The organism is Streptomyces sp. NPDC101227, from assembly GCF_044767545.1.
Classification (GTDB): Bacteria; Actinomycetota; Actinomycetes; order Streptomycetales; family Streptomycetaceae; genus Streptomyces.
The window spans coordinates 1-15,694 of the sequence record NZ_JBIWOD010000036.1 but is presented as its reverse complement, the minus strand read 5'-3'; the positions used below and the strand labels follow the sequence as shown (position 1 = coordinate 15,694).

Below are 15,694 nucleotides of genomic sequence, written 5' to 3'. Positions count from 1 at the left end.
GGTGTGACTGAGCGCTTCATTTGGCGGATGGGCGCTTGACTTGGCGGGCGCTGCGGGGCCGGAGCGCCACCGCTGCCTGTGGCGTCCCTGAGCGTGGCATCCAGCGCAGTACCGCCCAGATGAGGGTTCCGAGCGTGAAGCCGTATACGGCGACGAGGCCGTGGCCGTTGTCCTGTGTGCACCACATCAGCAGCCCGAGCGTCGGGACGCAGGCCGCCAGGACCTGCTGCTTTTTGATCCGGGTGCGCGTCAGGAGGGCCGCGGCCAGGGTCGCCCCCAGGAAGTAGGTGGCGCCGGAACTGCCCGCGAAGTTGCGGGGGTCGGTGCTGGGGCCGCCGCCCAGGCCGAGCAGGGTGTCGATCCGCTCCGGCAGGAGGATGCCGGCGACGACGAGGAGCGCCGTCAGCCGGCCGCCCCAAAGCCATTGCGCGAGCGCTGCCACGAAGGCAAGGGTGGCGATGTTCCAGATCGCGCCGGCGACGCCGCCGTTCTGCATGAAGACCGAGGTGAACACCCGCCACCAGCCGGTCTTGGCGGGATCGTCGTCGAGGGCGGCCATCGCCCCCGCCCAGCACAGCTGGAGGAGGACACCGGCCACCGCCAGCACGGTCAGGCCGACCGCGACCCACGGGACAGACCGTCCGCGCAGCGAGTCGCGTCCCACCGCGCCGAGCCCACTATTGATCATCATCACCATCAACGCGGCTGTGGTCGCGTTGAACAGCAGTCCGTCCATTTCCCCCGAACCTTCTTCCCACAGTGTTCGAAATCGGTCGCCGTGAGGCTAGCACGACTTTTCAAACAGTGTTTGAAAAGTTGCTACGGTGACCCCATGAAGCTCACCAAGGAGCGGATCGTCGACGCCGGCATGGCCACGTTCGCCGAAACCGGATACCACGGCCTGTCCATGCGCCAAGTGGCCGAGCGGCTCGACGTCCACGCGGGCAGCCTCTACTACCACGTGCGCAGCAAGGACGAACTGCTTGCACTGATGGCCGACCGTGTCTGCCAACATGCCTACGACGCCGCGAGCGCCGCCCTGGCAGCCCTGCCACCCGAGGCGACCTGGCGGGAAGAGATCGAGGTTCAGGCCGCACAACTGCGCCTAAGCCTCCATCAGCACCCGGGCGGCGTACTGCTGCTGGCCGACAGCCCCAGGACGCTGAGCACCGGCGGCCTGTCCCTGATGGAGCGCCTCCTGGGGACCCTTCTCGACGCCGGCGTCCCCGCCGAGCACTGCGGCATCGCGGCCGACACCCTCCTCAGCCACGTCACGGGCTTCGTGCTCCAGGAGCAGACCGAGCCCCGGGCGCCGACTGTCACCGCAGAGACCTATGCCGCCCTGCGTGCGCAGTTCCCCCTCATCATGGAGCAGATGCCCCGGATGGGTCAGGACGAGAAGTTCCACCGGAGCATCAGGCTCCTGTGCACGGCCTTCGAGACCCTCACGAAGGACGACGACAGCCCCACGTGAGGAGCGCGATCTCGCAGTCGGCCCGGCCGCTACCCTCCCCGTGGCTTCGTTCATGGCTCATGGCAGCGTTTGTTCGTCCGTTCGGGCAGCAGTTGGTGATGTTGAGGCTCATGTTGTTCACGGGAAGCAGTCAAAATCACGGCGGCCTGCGCGCGTGAGGGGGGTGGTGGGCCGTCGCGCCGGCATGTGGAGATCACTCGGTCTGGTCAGCGAGTCGGTGGGGTGAGTGCGGTGCGGTCGAACGGGCCACCATGTGAGGCGGCGTACGTGACGGCGTCGTTGACGGCGTCGAGGCCGAACGACCGGACCCGTTCGGGGGCGAGGTCCAAGGTGCCCGAGGCGATCAGCCGGATGATGCCGACGTTCGCTGAACGCGGATACATCCACTGGCCGCGCACGGTGATCGAGTTGCGCATGATCCATGGGTACGGGAGTGCGAGGTCGTCGCCACCGAGCATGCCGACGCCGCCCATGAGAACGACGCGACCGTATTCGCGCACGGTCATGGCTGCCGTGCGCGCTGCCGAACTGGGTGCGCTCGGCGGCAGCAGGTCGATCACCATGTCGATCGGGCCGTCGGCCGCCGCGGACATCGCCGCCCGGTCGCCGGCCTCGTCCCCGGTGAGCGGGACCGGGCGCAGACGCGGACCGAACCGGTCGGCGAGGCGGGCGAGCGCGGCCCGATTGCGGCCCGGGGCGACCACGCGGCCCGCCCCCATGGCGAGCGCGAGTGCGACCGCACTGCTGCCGAGGTTGCCGGTGGCCCCGCTGACGAGCAACGTCTCACCGGCTGCGAGCCCACCGGCCAGCAGCCCGCCGTAAGGGATGACATGCACGCCGAGCGCGGCCCAGCGGGCCGGGTCGTCCCCCGCCGCTGCGGGCAGCGGGAAGACGTTCTCCGTCGGGACCCGCATGAACTCGGCGAACGATCCGTCGTGCAGGTACCGGGCGAGGCGCGCGCCGCCCTCACCGCGGGAGCTCCAGCCCTGCAGCGTGATGTCGGGCGTCAGGGCGTCGTCCCGCGAGCGCACCGTCGAGTCGCACCACACCACGTCACCGGGGCGCAGCCGGGTGGCGTCCGGGCCCACGTGGACGACCCGTCCCACGCCGCCGATCCCGGGCACGACGGGAGGGACCAGGGGATAGTTCCGCTCACCGCTGAAGACCTCGGCCGCGTAGGGCGCCACGCAGGCGGCGAGGACCTCGACCACCACCTCGCCGCCGCCGGCCTCGGGATCGGGCACCTCCCGCACCGTCAGCGGTGCACCGAACTGCGTCAGAACTGCTGCTCGCACGTGATGACCTCCGTGTTCGTCCGTGTTCGTCGCGATCGACACTAGGAACCCGACAGGCATGCGGGAAGCGACGATCACGCATCCCTGGTATGCGTATGCCGCATGGACATCTCCAGCACCGGCCTGCGGGTCCTGCGACAGATCGCCGAGTCCGGCAGCTTCACCGCAGCAGCCACCCGGCTCGGCTACACCCAGTCAGCGGTCTCACGCCAGGCCGCTTCCCTCGAACGAAGCGTGGGCACCGCCCTGTTCGAACGCCGCCCCGACGGGGTGCGGCTCACCCCCGCGGGTCTGACTCTGTTGCGCCACGCCCGCACGATCCTGGACTGCCTGACGGCGGCCGAGCGCGACCTCACCGGCACCGTCCCACGGACCGAACCGGTACGGCTCGGACTGTTCCTGAGCGCGGGCGCGGCCATCCTGCCTCCCTCGCTCACCCGCCTGGCGGCGACCGACCCGCAGATCACGATCAGAACTACCGAGGGCACCACGCCCTCCCTGATCCGGGCACTGCGCGCGGGCTCGATCGACCTCGCCCTACTGACGTCCCGCCCGCCCCACCGGCCTGTGGACGGCGAGTCACCGCGCCTGCACGTCGAGACCGTCGCGGACACCGAACTGGTCGTGGCGGTGCCTTCGACCGGAGAGTTCGCCGGCCGCACCGCGGTGCACGTCGACGAACTGGTCGACGCTCCGTGGATCGCCACCCCGACGTCGAACGCCGAACCACTGCTCGGTGTCTGGCCCGGCCTGCCCGGACGGCCGGACATCGTCCACCGCGCGCGCGACTGGCTGACGAAGCTTCAGCTGGTCGCCGGCGGCTTCGGGGTGACAACGGTGCCCTCGCGGCTCTCGCCGGTGCTGCCGCCCGGGGTGAGCCTGCTGCACGTCGAAGGCGCACCCCCCGAGATCCGCCGGGTTCTCGTGGCGAGACTCCCCGGCCGCCCAGCCCCGGCGATCACGGCCGTCACCCGAGCAATCACCTCGACCGCCTGATACGTGCCTCAGCCAGTGGCCTCAACGCAGATCGGCCAGGGGGAGCAAAGAGCGGCCGGCCGGCACGTGCTCGCGCACGATGGTCACCTGGCGCTCACCCCTGCCCTTTCCCTGCCGCCGGTAGGCGGCCAGAACGTCCATGCCGAAGCCGTGGCGGCGGGCCGGCCCCGACATCCATCCGCAGCATCCACTCCGGCGGCACCGCAGGCCGCGCTAAGGCTCTTTGCCGGTGGCCTCCCCTTGCTCGAGCTCGCCCATCCGCCGGCGCACGCGATCGAGCTCCAGCCGGAGGCACGTCCCGATGACTCGCAGGCAAGGCAGACCAGGAGGCAATACAGGCACACGTACGATTTCAGGTCTGGCCTCCACCTCCCAGGGCCGGCACCCCGCTGTCACTGAGCGCTTCACCTGGCGGACATGAACAGCAGAGTTGACGAGTGCGATACCCGGGATGGGACGCGCACGACACCTGGCGCCCGCGGACCATTCGGCCCCCGCTGTAGGGTCACAGGCGGGGAGAGATGAGCGCCCATCCCGTTAAAACCGCAGCTCCAGAGCACGCAGGCGACCTACCATGGCTCAGTGGGGAACGTATTCGGCGGTGGCGGAGAACAGAGTCTGTACCTGTCCAACGGCGGCACGCAGGCGTTCATCGACGTGCTGATGCTGGCGGTGTCCGATCTAGCCGACGACGCGTGGGACTACCGCTTCGCAGCCCTCCTGACATTGCAGGACCAGAACGTGATGGGTCGAGGCGCTGTCGGGTTCAACCTGCAAGACATCGCATGGGGCGCAACCCCGCAGGAACACACCCGGTCGAAAGACTTCGTGCTGCGCGCCACCGCACTCGCGTTGAGACGCCACCGCTGGCGCGAGCTGGGCTACGACCCTCCCTTCGCCCGTGACTACCTGTACCAGTTCAAAGCCATGGTCGAATCCTTCGTACCGGCCGACGGCACCCACCTCGTCGGAGACTTCCCCGGGCCGGGCGAAGGTGCGACCGCCTCATGTTTGCAGCATCGGGTCCTCAGCGCGCTCCCGTACTGGGAGGGGTGCTTCCTCTGCACCAAGCCAACGCAATCCTGAGCATTCGAGTGGGCGACGGCTACGGACGCCCGCTGAAGGTTACCGACCTCACGGTAAACGTCACCGCCATCGGCGACAGCGCACCCACCCGGGCCACCCGAACCGACGGCCGCATCACCACCACGGCCTACACCCCCGCCACCGGCATTCCGACCAAGACCGTCACCACCACACCGCCGGCCGACGCCAAGGACGCCACGACAGCCCAGACCACGACGACCGAACTCGACCCGCTGCGCGGCCTGCCCACCGCCACCGTCGACACCAACGCCAAGCGCACCACCTTGACCTACGACGCCCTCGGCCGCGCCTCCATGGTGTGGCTGCCGGACCGCCGGGCCACCTCACTGCTGCCGAGCTACCAGTTCAACTACTACGTCGAAGACGGCAAACCGGCTACCACCGCCATCCGAACCCTCAACCCGGAAGGCGGCACCCAGACCGTCTCCTACACCCTCTACGACGGCTACCTGCGCCCCCGCCAGACCCAGGCGTTCCACGAAGGTCCGCCGGGTGCACATGGTGTTGCAACAGCGGAACCGCCGAACTCGTAACCGGAGCAAGACTCTTCGTCCGGCACTCGGTGCGTCAGCAGGAAACCGCAGGTAGGAGCTATGCCCTCGAGTCGACCAGGTCCCGCACCCCGAACAGGAGGCACCGACCGCCGTGCACTGCGCGTCAACGCGCACTATCTCGATATTCACGTGTACCGACAGCACCGCGACGTCACGATCGACGGGAACAACAGCTCCTTCAGCCGGAGCACGAACTCATCCACGGCACGGACTCTCAGCCCAACCACAGCGGCGACGGCTGATCTCGGGCGACTTCCGAAGCTGTCCCAGGACGTTCAGTTGTCACTCACAGTGGCCGCTGCACGGAAGCTGAGCCAGAACCACAACTCGCGTACATAGCCAACAGGCGGGATCGGCGATGATGCGTCGGCAGGCACGGTCTTCCACTCGGATCGCGGGCGTCGAGAAATCGATGATCTTGGAAGCCCGTGCCAGTCACGTTCTCAGAACCCCGTCGAACTGGCAGATCGTCATGAATCGGGTGTCAGGCAACTACGGCGAAGCGCTGGCTGTCCGCCCAACGACGAACTCCCGCTCTTCGCACTGGAAGGACGCGGGTTTGCGGTGGGGAGGTCACGTTCGCAGGTCGCGATCGTCGACCCGGACGGTGCGGTGCAGGTCAACCGGAATCTACCCAACGGGGTCGAGACGGTGATGCGGGTGATCGACGATCCCCGTCCATGCGGCCCACGTGCCGGTGATGTCAGGCGTGTTCCCGCCTGCCCTGGGGCACGTCATCCATCCGCGGCGTCCTCGGCCTGCCAGCGCAGCAGGTCGCCCGGCTGGCACTTGAGCACCTCGCAGAGCGCGGCGAGCGTCGCGAAGCGCACCGCCTTGGCGCGGCCGTTCTTGAGTACCGCCAGGTTGGCGGGCGTGATCCCTACACGGTCCGCGAGCTCGCCCACAGACATCTTCCGCCTGGCCAGCATCACGTCGATGTCGACGGCGATCGGCATCAGATCACCTCGTCCAACTCGGCCTGCAACTGCACCGCTTCGATGTCGCGCGCGACGGCCTGGGCGAGCAGCATCCGTAGCACGAGCACGATGAGCGCGACCCCCAGGATGGCCAAGCCAATCCCGCCCATGATGACGGTGACTCCCGGGTCGGCACGCTGCCCCGGGGCGTTGAGGGCCGTGACCGCAAACCACAGGAGGGCGACCGCCACGATCGCGCCGATCACGATGTCCACGTACCGGAAGGCGGCATGAGAGAACACGGTTCCACGTCGCACCATCGCCACCAGCCGCCATACGCAGACCAAGGCGACCTGGACTGACACCATGCCCAGGATCGTGATCAAGCGCAGCGGGGTCAGCGGGAGCGACCCGTCCTCCGGGTCGCTCCCGCTGACCAACGCCCACGCCAACCCTGCCTGTACGAACACGGTGCCGGCGAACACGGCCACGAGCACGGCGCGCAGCGCACGCACTGTCAGCTTTCCCACGACCCATCCTTCCATCGAGTTACGATGAGAATCTATCGAGTTTCGATAGGCGAAGCAAGGGCTGGGACGGAGGGCGGGGGCGGCGGGTTCGCACCGCGGCGGGACGCCGCCCCCCCCCCCGGGGCTACTTCGAAGACGCCGGTGGCTGGGGAGGGGAACGTCTTGATCGGCGTGCTGTAGGGGAAGTGTTCGCCCCAGCGGTGCGCTGTCCAGCGCTGATTTTGCAGGTCCGCCCGAGTAATCCCATCACCCCACACCCCACGTCTTGTGGAAATGGGCCCCAATCGGGCACCACCGAGGCACGATGACGGCCATGACCAATGATTTCGCCATACCCGAGAGTCCGAACGAGGCTCCCTTGCCCCAGTCTCCTGACGGCGCCAGACCTTCCGTCCGGCCACGTGGTCGCTGGTCACGGTCATGGTCCGCCGGCCTGGCTGGTCTGCTGTGTGGGGCAGCGGTGGTGGGGGCGTGCTGGCTGGTCTCCTCGGACGGCAAGGGGCCCGTGGGCGGGAGCGGTTCCCGCCGGGTCTCCGGTGAGGCGGCCGTCCCGGCGTCGCTGGGGCCATATCAGCGATTCTCGAGAGCCGCGCGTAGCACCCATGCCACCAACGCGGACCAGATCGCGCGGCGCATCGCCGACGTCGACGTGAAGAGCACCCGGCTGCTGTCCAAGGCGTATGGCGGAGCCCCGGCCGCGGTAGCGACCTATGCGAACGCCGGCCTGTCCGAGATCTTCGTGCTCACCGTGGTGCGTGCTGTCAGCCCGCGCCCGTTCACCCCGTATCAGAACGCCGCACAGCTGGGGCTGGCGAAGCCCGCGCGTGAAGTGGTCACGGTGGGCGAGGTCGCCTGCTTGGTGCACAACCAGTCGACGACGGCGGGGAAGAGGCCCGGCCCGGAGACGGTGACCGTCGAGTCCTGCCAGCGTACGGGGGAGGGCCTGACCGTCCAGATCCGCAGTGTCACGGGCGATATCCACAGTAGCCCGGAGCGGATTGCGGCCCTGGTCGACAAGGCTTGGTCCGGACTGTCCTGACCTCGAAGGCCGGTCGATCCGGCTGACCTGCCGAGGGTGCCTTCGTCCTCACGCCTGCACGGAACGCCGGCGCGAAGCCACATTTTGAAGTGGGGCCGGCGTGCGGTGGTGGATCAGCGTGGTCCCCGCCGCTCGCGGGAGGGGCCTCGGCTTGGCACTCCTGGGCTCCGCTCTGGACCTGCTCACCGGGCTCGGCGCCTGCGCGGCGATCCTCTGCGTCGACGACGACGCCCCGGCCGGCGACCCCGAGCGCGACCGCACCGCCGCCAACGGCATGTACGACCGGGCCGGAATCACCGAGGTCGATCGCTTGCACTCTTTCACCCGCCGCCCGACGGCACCCCGGGTATCCGGGTGTCCAGCAGACGCGATGGTCCTGGCCTGGGGTGATCAGCCGCTCGTGACGGCTGTGGCCTTGTTCTCGGCCCCGGCCAGCCATCACTCCAGCGCCGCGACGACCAGAAGCACGGCCGGGTCGGTCTCGATCGCCAGCGCATCGCCGCGCAGCTTGCGCGTGCGCAGCAACGGGGAGCAAGTCCCGCATGCAGGAGCCCGGCAGGGCGGGGCATGATGGGCAAGAACCCCCGCTCGACCGGACCACCGAGTGGATCGCACGAATCCGCGGGCCAGGTTCACACCGCCGAGAGAGTGGTCAGGGCCGGAGCCTGATGCTGGACGACCATGGATGAGTGGTTGGCTCCCAGGCCGGAGGCTACGTACACGTAGTGGCGGCTCGGCTCAAGGCGGTCGGTTGCGCGGAGTTCCGCTGCGGGCTCAGATGCCGGCATTCTGCCTTGTTCGGTGTGGTCAGTGCGCAGGCTGGCAGTCGCATCAGCTGGAGGCGACCTGCGTAGTCGCCACCGTAGGCGGAGGCGAACGCGGCATAACTGATGCCTAGTTGAGTGCTGCCGCCGGGACCCGGGCCGGTGGCGGTGAGAACCACGCCCTTGAGGCCGAGATTGCGGGATATCCTTGCCGCACCGGAACTGGCCGGGGTTCCCGTGACGTACCGGGGCATGACCCAGGAAGTGACCATCGTGTCAGGTCACCTGACACCGGATCAGGAGCGCAGTCTCGTGGACTGGTCCGCACTGGGGCAGCGCAAAGGCACACTGGTGATCCTCATGGGAGTCACCCATGTTGCCAGGACCACGGAGTTGTTGATGCGCGCAGGCCGGGATGCGACCACCCCCACACTCGTCATCCAGGATGCCGCCACCCGCCTCCAGCGAGTGCTGACGTCCACTCTGGCCGACCTCGCCGAGGACTGCCGTACTCATGACGTCACACCACCCGCAGTATTCGTCATTGGCCCCACTGCTGGGCTCAAGGTGCCGAACGTGGTGGCACAGCCGGAGCCCTGCCTGAGTTCGTGACCTGAGACCGTGGGAGCGCGCACACGCAGCGCGCTCCCGCGCTTCGGCCTGGCCGGGACCATACGCCTACCAGAACAACAACCCTTTCCAGCCCATCAAATAGACCTGTCCACCCCGACGGCTAGGCCGATTAGTCCGGATCATCTGATCGTTGGTCTGAGTGTGCCGTCGACTGACGCGCAGTGGGCGCGAATCGAGCCGTTGCTTCCGGACCGGACACCGAAGCGGGTGGCCGCTGGCGGGATCACCAGCAGGTGATCGACGCGATCGCCTTCAAGTTCAAGACCCGAGCGCAGTGGGTGTGCACCTGTCGAAGAAAGACGGCAACTGGAGAGGCATCCACAATCAGCCGCGGATGTGGGCCTTGGACGGCACCATGGAGCGGGTGTTCACCGCGCTGCTGGCCCAGGCCGACGCCGTCGAGGACCGTGGGTTCGACGATCGTGCGTGCACACCAGCACGCCGCCGGGGCCGTAAAAGGGTCCCGGCGGGCGAGCTGCACGACCATGCCATCGGCCTGTCCCGCGGAGGACTGACCACAAAGATTCATCTTGCGTCCGACGCCCGCTGCTGGTCCCTAGTGACGTGAGTCGGAGATTCTCTGGCGGTAGGCGGCGCGCTCTGTACGTCGTTACGGGCACTCGGGTGCGGAGTCCTCCAGTTTCTGGCCGCGGAGCATGAACCACACGGTGAGGGCCGCCGCGAAGAACAGCCCGGCGCTGACGCTCGCAGCCGTCTGGAAACCGTCCGTGAAGGAGTCCCGTGCCGCGGCCAGCATCGGTGCCGCCTGCTCGAGCGGGAGCGGGGCCGCGGTCTTAACGGCGCCGCCGAGCGAGTCGTGCGCGGCGTGGGAGATGCTCCTCTCCGGCCGGGCAGGCAGTGGTGCGGGAGCACTCCGCAGAAACCGCGAGGCGGCTTCATGTCACCACAGGGGGTTGTATGAGCACGGACAGCCGGATAGGACTGTCCGCGTGACTGATCAACGCAGCTTCGCCCGTACCGTCATCGCGCTCTCCCTGGCCGTGATCGCCTGTTGTGCGCTCACTTTCACCATCATGCTGCTGGCCGGGAGTCCTGCCGTGCAGCCGCAGCGCGTCCTGGATCAGGACGCGCTGGCGCGGGCCGTGCTCAACAACGTCAACTCCGCCGACTTCGCCAAGCCCCCGACCATCGACGATGTCACCTGCCCCGCTTCCATCCCCGTCGAGACGGGCCGCGAGTTCGAGTGCAAGGTCGATGGCGTCGGCGACGGCCACCTCAGCGGCCATGCCTGGGTCAAGGTGAAGATCAAGGGCGATCAGGGCGACCTGTCACTGGGCTGAGGAACGGCAGAGCGGGCGAGCAGGACCGCAGGCGTGGCATCGGGGCCATCCCGGGCTCCTGTTGACGGCAGTGGGTGGACCACCTATAGGCCCAGCCCCAGCTCGGTGGGAAGCTATCGCGAGCGTCGCCCCAGGGTGGGCAGTCCTCCGGAGACCGTCCGCAAGCTCACCGACCGGTCCCGGTCGTCCACCCTTCGGGGATTCTCCCGGGCGGATTCGGCGCGCTGTCCGCGTTGGGCCTGGCGCGCTCGAGCAGCTTCTAGGCTCTTCTGTTCGGCGACCTTTTCGTGGCGACTGAGCGCCCCTACCACCAGGTCGATGATGTGGTTCGATGCTCCCGGTGAGCGTGACCCTTCGACCACCACGCCTCTGTTCCTGTTCCGTTTCAGTACGAGCTGCCCCGGGGTGTACGGCGGATCGGGAACGTCGACCCGGAACCCCTTCCCGGCGCGCAGCGCTTTGAGGACGGACTCGAGTCCATCCACGCTCCTGGGCAGCTTCACCTTGGTCACGTCCCACTCCGTGTGACGGAACAGTGAGGCGGCGAGGAGCCGGTCGCCGTCGCAGCGGTGGTAGACGGTGATCGTGGGCCAAGACCGGCCTGATATGCGATACCCCATCCGACCAATCTCCTACAGACACAGGGCTGTTGATAGAGATCGGGCAGATCCAGTTGCGGCTGGCCCGGGCGCCCGGTTCGCAGCCGAGGCGAGACGACCAGCAGGACTCGAGCGGCGGGAGCCCAGCTGGCGGCAGCGAGGGCGACGTCGCAATAATGCCTGGCTCGTCAGGACCCGCACGGCCTGGCGCCGGGCCTGCTCCTCCGGCGCGCGGGCCGCGACCAGTTCGGCGGTTCGCGCCGCCGGAGACATTGCGTGGCACGTTGACGTCTGGGTGGGCCCGACGGCCGGCATCTGTCGCGGCCGAAATGGCGCTCATCCGTTCGCCCCTGTCGCCAGTAACGCTCGCGCGTCGCTGATCATCGGCGACGGTGACGCGGTGCTCGAGGCATTGATCCGCGCTCTGGCCGCCGCCACTGAAATGGCGTGCTGTTCACCGATGACATTCGGAGCCCCGTTCATGCCGCTGACCTCGCCTGGGCCATTTCTCCACCGCGATGGTGCGGCTGCGGCGATTGAATAACCCGAGCGAGCGGCCCGGCCCGACCTCCCGGCATCGGCTGTGTGGGTTTCTCTGAACGAGCCTCGGAGCTCCTGTCTGATTAACCGGAAAATTCAAGCCAATGCATCCGAATAAATTCCATTGTTCACCCAAAGGCTTTATGTGATTATCCGTCTGGCGCGACATTCAAGGGAACGGGGATCCATAAAGAGACGTCTGCTCGCGGGCCTGTCCGGGCTCGCGCTGTTAGCTATGCCCAGTGCTGCTGTAGCCGCTGACAACGGCCAGAACGCACCAACGGGCATCCCAGTGCATCAGGTATCAGACATCAAAGACATGCCGAAGCTCGGTGACGACTTCGCTGTCTGGCAGGCCAAGCACGAGAACAAGCGCTCCCTCAACGGCGGCCCGGACCCTCTTGCCGAAAAGGGTGAGGACTGGGCGGCGCGCAATGCGAAAACCTACAGCTCAAACCAGACCTACGCTAAGCGCCACAGCGCACTCGCGGCCGGAACTAAGGTCACCATCGCATCCTGCCAAGCGGAATTGGGCAATCAAGAAGACTCCGCGGTTATCGACCACTACAACTTCTGCGCCATCCAGAAGTCGGGGCACTTCTGGATCAAGGACGGTCATGTCTTCGCCCGTTCCACCTTCGACATCGTCATCGCCGGCACCGGAGCTGAAGGCAGCCGCACCAACACGATGACCGCCGCCATCCGCAACTACAAGTTCATCGAAGGCACGCCGAGCACCTCTCCGAAATTCGGCATCTACTGGCTGACCAGCGGATACAACGGCTCCGACGGATCCAACCCCGCCTGCTCCATTGGTGGCGAGAACAAGCTCTACCTCACCAGGCAGGAATGGGCCACAAACAGGACCGCTACCACCACCATCACGTCCACCCGCGCACAGGGTTACAGCCGTGACGGCGTCTCCCGCTGCGGCCTGCAAGCCAGCACCCACCTCGTCAACGAGGTCCCCGAAAGCGAGGGTGACATCAAAGTCGCCGCCACCGGAGTCCGCCACGACTCCGCCAGCTACCTCGGCGCGTCAGCCTCTGGAGCGATTTTCGACCGGGTGGTACCGGTGATGCACTACTCCCGTTCCTCCACCGCACACGGCGCGGTTGCCCAGCACATCTACACCGCACAGACCAACCCCGCCGCGACCTGGCCCAAGCAGGACGGCAAAACGATCCCTGGCTCCATCGCCTCCGGTAAGCGGCTGATGCCTCTCTACCCGGAGTGGGACGCCAACGCCGCGCAGGCGTACAAGGACAACCAGAAGGCCAAGGACGCGGCCTGCGCCGACCTGGAGAAGGTGGACGGCGAGGACTGTGACGAGTACCCCTTCGCCTCAACCTGGGAGGGCGCGGGGCTCGGAGACGGCAACTTCTCCGTCCAGTACCTCAACTCCCTGCAGAACCGGTCGGCGGGCGGATCGCTGGCCGGCTGGTACAACAGCGACCGCATCCTGCACTTCGACCAGTACTACGTGAACATCGCCTAAGGCCCCGCACAAGACGGCGGCGCCCCTTCGCGTGTCTTCAGCGCCACATCTCAATCACGTAGGACTCCAGATCGGTCGGCATCTCCACATCCTCACCGTCACCAATCCGCTCCACCACCGCAGCCCGCCTCGCCTGCGCAGCGGGACCGCCACCGAACCGGTACACCCTCACCCCGTACAGGCCCGCACCATCCAGCTCCACCGATTTTCTCTCAGGGCCGCCCATCAGAGCGTGGACCGAAACTCGTCCAGACACCGAAGACAGGGCGACTTGGCCAAGCAGTTCGCCTTCCTTGCGCATCGGCGGAACCCCTGGCCACACCTGGACGACCGCCTCCGTTTCGTGGTCTTGGATGGTGGAAGCCACATACACCGCCCCCCGGGCCACCGGAAGGTATGCGATGCCGACCCCCTCCGGCGGCTCGGAGTCGTAGCTTTCCATGTCCCGCAGCATGAAGATGCTGTGCTCGACCCTCGTCATGAAGCTTTGGGCGCGCAGCGGTTCCGTCATCTCTTGTCCTTCGATAGTTCGCGATTTCATCGCCGTCAGCGCTACAGGGCGTCGACTCCCTGGGCGGTGCGGTCGCTGTCCCAGGAGCCGGCATCCAGCATCGGGCAGGTGATGGCCTCATACCCCTGGAGCAGCATGGGGGCGGAGTCGGTGCCGTGCCCCCAGACGGACTCGAACCTGCCGCCCAGCGCTCGACGCCCTTGAAGTAAACGCTGCAGCCCGTCGGCGATCTCGCCGTAGTCGGAGATCAGCTCGCTCTCCAGCTGGGCACGGACCAGGTCGTAACGGCGTCGTCCATGCCTTTGAGATTAGTGGCCGGGCGCAGGGTGATGAACCGGCTCCTCAGCCACAGATGATTCGCCGTCAGGGCCAGCACGATGACGGTCTCGGCCATCAGGAGGGCCTTCGTGTTGGCGCGCTCGTTGACCCAGGCGATGACCGGGATGATGACGCCGGCCAGGCCGATCACCCCGCTCAGTTCGGGTGACCCCACGAGGTCGGCGAGTCGGCGGACTAGGTCCTGGCGCGGTGCGGGCATGTCGAAAATCCTCCCCTTTGGCGGCCAACTGGCCTTGTGCCGTTCATGCTTGCGGTGCGCCCCTGGTGTCACAAGGCAAGATCGGGACGCCGCTGCTGCGCGGCGGTGCGTCAGCGGTTGTGCGGTTCCGGCGCTGCGGGGACGGTGTAGGCGATGTCCCACCGGCTGGGGCGATGATGTCCGCGGTCTCTACCGGCCGGCCGTCCGTGTCGTAGTGGGTCCGGGCGATCACGGTGGCCAGCGACCCCACGGTGGCGCCGGCCAGCAATTGCGCCTGGGCGCGGTCGAGCTGGACGGGGCGCGGCACCTCCACCACCTGCGTGACGGTGATGCCGATATGCGCCATCCGCGCGGCAACGTACCGGGTCCTGACGCACAGGTCACCGGTGGCGATGCTCAGACGTGCGGCGATCTCGGGCGGGGCGGGCAGTTTGGCTTCGCTCTGGCCGCCGACGACGTCATAGGCCTGTGCCACCGACGCTCCGGCCTCGGCGCCGACGGCGTCCTGCGCGCGGTCCGCTGCACCGCCACCCCCGAGGCCGCAGAGATGTCGGACCGGCCGAGCGGTTCATGGACTACCGCAACGCCGACGGCTCCCTTGGCGCGATGTGCGGCAACGGCGCGCGTCCTGGCGCGCTACCTGGTCGATGCCGGCTACTGCCGCCCCGGCCCTCTCGCCCTCGCGACCCGCGCCGACATCCGCCAGGTCCACGTCCCTGCCCAGACCGGCGCCTGCGCCGCCGTCGCCGCCCTGCTGACACGCGACGCGCAACCCCACGCCTCGGTCGACTACACCGTGGACGCCCAGGCGGTCGGCTGCTCATCCGGGTGCGTCCCGGCGGCGATATGGAACTCACCGGCCCTGCGCCGATCATCGCCCAGGGCACCTGACCCTCCGCTCAGCCCCCGACGTGCCCGCCTCGGACCGCGTCGAACACGAGAAGGCGACGGCCTCATGACCCACGCCGTACTGTACGACTGCGACGGCCGGATCGAAGCGGACCTGCCACTTGATCGGGAGCCGCACGAGAGGCTGGTCACGGCAGTTCTGGCGTGGACAGAATCGGGCAACCTCCTTCAGCCGTACGACTGCGAAAAGATCGCGCTTCAGCTGACCGGACACGCCAACCTCGTTGCCGCGGACATCCGACTACGGGCGATCACACTCCCCGCGGGAAGCCTCCAGCGGGCACTGGTCGAAGCGATCCTCGGGGAAGCCGACTGGCGTCTGTCGGTCCCACTGCAGGATTCCGTGCGGTGCTGCCAGAACCGGGCCCGCCTGGTCCGCGCGCTGTACGAACGCCTAGATGTGCTGTCCCGGCACGTTGGTGACACGCGCGCTGGGTGCTTGAACGAGGTGAGGGCCTTCTGGCTCGGTGGGGATTGCGACATCTACCG

20 protein-coding genes and 1 pseudogene are annotated in these 15,694 nt (G+C 67.7%); 11 read left to right on the top strand and 10 right to left on the bottom strand.

The annotated features are described in order from the left end of the window. Positions 1–16: 16 nt before the first annotated feature. The gene (locus ACIRPT_RS40465; protein ID WP_403836841.1) at positions 17–736 is read right to left on the bottom strand and encodes a hypothetical protein; all 720 of its coding nucleotides are present in this window, start codon (positions 734–736) and stop codon (positions 17–19) included. A gap of 96 nt (positions 737–832) precedes the next feature. On the opposite strand from ACIRPT_RS40465, the gene ACIRPT_RS40460 reads away from it, so the two are divergent. Continuing rightward, entirely contained in the window at positions 833–1,474 is a 642-nt protein-coding gene (locus ACIRPT_RS40460) for a TetR/AcrR family transcriptional regulator (protein WP_403836839.1), read from the top strand. Positions 1,475–1,680: 206 nt separating this feature from the next. Here the strand turns inward: ACIRPT_RS40460 and ACIRPT_RS40455 are convergent, their stop codons facing one another. Beyond that, positions 1,681–2,769 carry an alcohol dehydrogenase catalytic domain-containing protein gene (locus ACIRPT_RS40455; RefSeq protein ID WP_403836837.1) on the bottom strand — a complete coding sequence of 363 codons (1,089 nt, stop codon included), beginning with the start codon at positions 2,767–2,769 and terminating at the stop codon, positions 1,681–1,683. A 102-nt stretch (positions 2,770–2,871) separates the two neighbouring features. Here ACIRPT_RS40455 and ACIRPT_RS40450 point away from each other — a divergent pair, with 102 nt between their 5' ends. The 3 genes from ACIRPT_RS40450 to ACIRPT_RS40440 all read left to right on the top strand — a co-directional run bounded on the left by ACIRPT_RS40450 (position 2,872) and on the right by ACIRPT_RS40440 (position 5,405). Further along, entirely contained in the window at positions 2,872–3,765 is an 894-nt protein-coding gene (locus ACIRPT_RS40450; protein WP_403836835.1) for a LysR family transcriptional regulator, read from the top strand. 582 nt (positions 3,766–4,347) lie between these two features. After that, positions 4,348–4,851 carry a hypothetical protein gene (locus ACIRPT_RS40445; RefSeq protein WP_403836833.1) on the top strand — a complete coding sequence of 168 codons (504 nt, stop codon included), beginning with the start codon at positions 4,348–4,350 and terminating at the stop codon, positions 4,849–4,851. A gap of 8 nt (positions 4,852–4,859) precedes the next feature. Beyond that, entirely contained in the window at positions 4,860–5,405 is a 546-nt protein-coding gene (locus tag ACIRPT_RS40440; RefSeq protein WP_403836831.1) for a hypothetical protein, read from the top strand. A gap of 36 nt (positions 5,406–5,441) precedes the next feature. Here the strand turns inward: ACIRPT_RS40440 and ACIRPT_RS40435 are convergent. From ACIRPT_RS40435 to ACIRPT_RS40425, 3 genes and pseudogenes are all read right to left on the bottom strand, one after another. Further along, a pseudogene (locus ACIRPT_RS40435) lies at positions 5,442–5,540 on the bottom strand (hypothetical protein); the annotation flags it as partial. Positions 5,541–6,160: 620 nt separating this feature from the next. Beyond that, entirely contained in the window at positions 6,161–6,382 is a 222-nt protein-coding gene (locus tag ACIRPT_RS40430; protein WP_403516156.1) for a helix-turn-helix domain-containing protein, read from the bottom strand. Further along, complete coding sequence (locus ACIRPT_RS40425) at positions 6,382–6,873, bottom strand: DUF2975 domain-containing protein (RefSeq protein WP_403836829.1); 492 nt, start codon at positions 6,871–6,873, stop codon at positions 6,382–6,384. Before ACIRPT_RS40425 ends, ACIRPT_RS40430 begins: the two co-directional genes overlap by 1 nt. Before the next feature lie 460 nt (positions 6,874–7,333). Here ACIRPT_RS40425 and ACIRPT_RS40420 point away from each other — a divergent pair, with 460 nt between their 5' ends. The 4 genes from ACIRPT_RS40420 (at position 7,334) to ACIRPT_RS40405 (ending at position 9,877) form a co-directional block, all read left to right on the top strand. Beyond that, positions 7,334–7,912, top strand: a complete 579-nt coding sequence (locus ACIRPT_RS40420) for a hypothetical protein (protein ID WP_403836827.1) — start codon at positions 7,334–7,336, stop codon at positions 7,910–7,912. 151 nt (positions 7,913–8,063) lie between these two features. Then, the gene (locus ACIRPT_RS40415; RefSeq protein ID WP_403836825.1) at positions 8,064–8,483 is read left to right on the top strand and encodes a hypothetical protein; all 420 of its coding nucleotides are present in this window, start codon (positions 8,064–8,066) and stop codon (positions 8,481–8,483) included. A gap of 445 nt (positions 8,484–8,928) precedes the next feature. Next, a complete protein-coding gene (locus ACIRPT_RS40410) occupies positions 8,929–9,288 on the top strand; it encodes a uroporphyrinogen-III C-methyltransferase (protein ID WP_403836823.1) in 360 nt (119 codons plus the stop codon). A gap of 355 nt (positions 9,289–9,643) precedes the next feature. After that, positions 9,644–9,877 (top strand): hypothetical protein, encoded by a 234-nt coding sequence (locus ACIRPT_RS40405; RefSeq protein ID WP_403836821.1) that lies wholly within the window; start codon positions 9,644–9,646, stop codon positions 9,875–9,877. Positions 9,878–9,919: 42 nt separating this feature from the next. Here ACIRPT_RS40405 and ACIRPT_RS40400 read toward each other — a convergent pair whose 3' ends face one another. After that, positions 9,920–10,066, bottom strand: coding sequence for a hypothetical protein (locus ACIRPT_RS40400; RefSeq protein ID WP_403836819.1), 147 nt, complete (start codon positions 10,064–10,066; stop codon positions 9,920–9,922). Positions 10,067–10,259: 193 nt separating this feature from the next. Between ACIRPT_RS40400 and ACIRPT_RS40395 the strand changes: the two genes are divergently transcribed. Beyond that, complete coding sequence (locus tag ACIRPT_RS40395; RefSeq protein WP_403836817.1) at positions 10,260–10,610, top strand: DUF4333 domain-containing protein; 351 nt, start codon at positions 10,260–10,262, stop codon at positions 10,608–10,610. Between the two features lie 113 nt (positions 10,611–10,723). Here the strand turns inward: ACIRPT_RS40395 and ACIRPT_RS40390 are convergent, their stop codons facing one another. Next, complete coding sequence (locus ACIRPT_RS40390) at positions 10,724–11,230, bottom strand: hypothetical protein (protein WP_403836815.1); 507 nt, start codon at positions 11,228–11,230, stop codon at positions 10,724–10,726. 838 nt (positions 11,231–12,068) lie between these two features. On the opposite strand from ACIRPT_RS40390, the gene ACIRPT_RS40385 reads away from it, so the two are divergent. Further along, on the top strand, positions 12,069–13,247 hold the full coding sequence (locus tag ACIRPT_RS40385; protein WP_403836813.1) for a NucA/NucB deoxyribonuclease domain-containing protein: 1,179 nt from the start codon (positions 12,069–12,071) through the stop codon (positions 13,245–13,247). A gap of 37 nt (positions 13,248–13,284) precedes the next feature. On the opposite strand, the gene ACIRPT_RS40380 is transcribed toward ACIRPT_RS40385, so the two are convergent. From ACIRPT_RS40380 to ACIRPT_RS40370, 3 genes are all read right to left on the bottom strand, one after another. Then, positions 13,285–13,758 carry a hypothetical protein gene (locus ACIRPT_RS40380; protein ID WP_403836811.1) on the bottom strand — a complete coding sequence of 158 codons (474 nt, stop codon included), beginning with the start codon at positions 13,756–13,758 and terminating at the stop codon, positions 13,285–13,287. A 247-nt stretch (positions 13,759–14,005) separates the two neighbouring features. Beyond that, on the bottom strand, positions 14,006–14,296 hold the full coding sequence (locus ACIRPT_RS40375) for a hypothetical protein (protein WP_403836809.1): 291 nt from the start codon (positions 14,294–14,296) through the stop codon (positions 14,006–14,008). Between the two features lie 43 nt (positions 14,297–14,339). Next, a complete protein-coding gene (locus ACIRPT_RS40370) occupies positions 14,340–14,771 on the bottom strand; it encodes a hypothetical protein (RefSeq protein ID WP_403836807.1) in 432 nt (143 codons plus the stop codon). Positions 14,772–15,251: 480 nt separating this feature from the next. Between ACIRPT_RS40370 and ACIRPT_RS40365 the strand changes: the two genes are divergently transcribed. Further along, the coding region (locus ACIRPT_RS40365; RefSeq protein WP_403836805.1) for a hypothetical protein at positions 15,252–15,694 on the top strand (443 nt) is incomplete at its 3' end.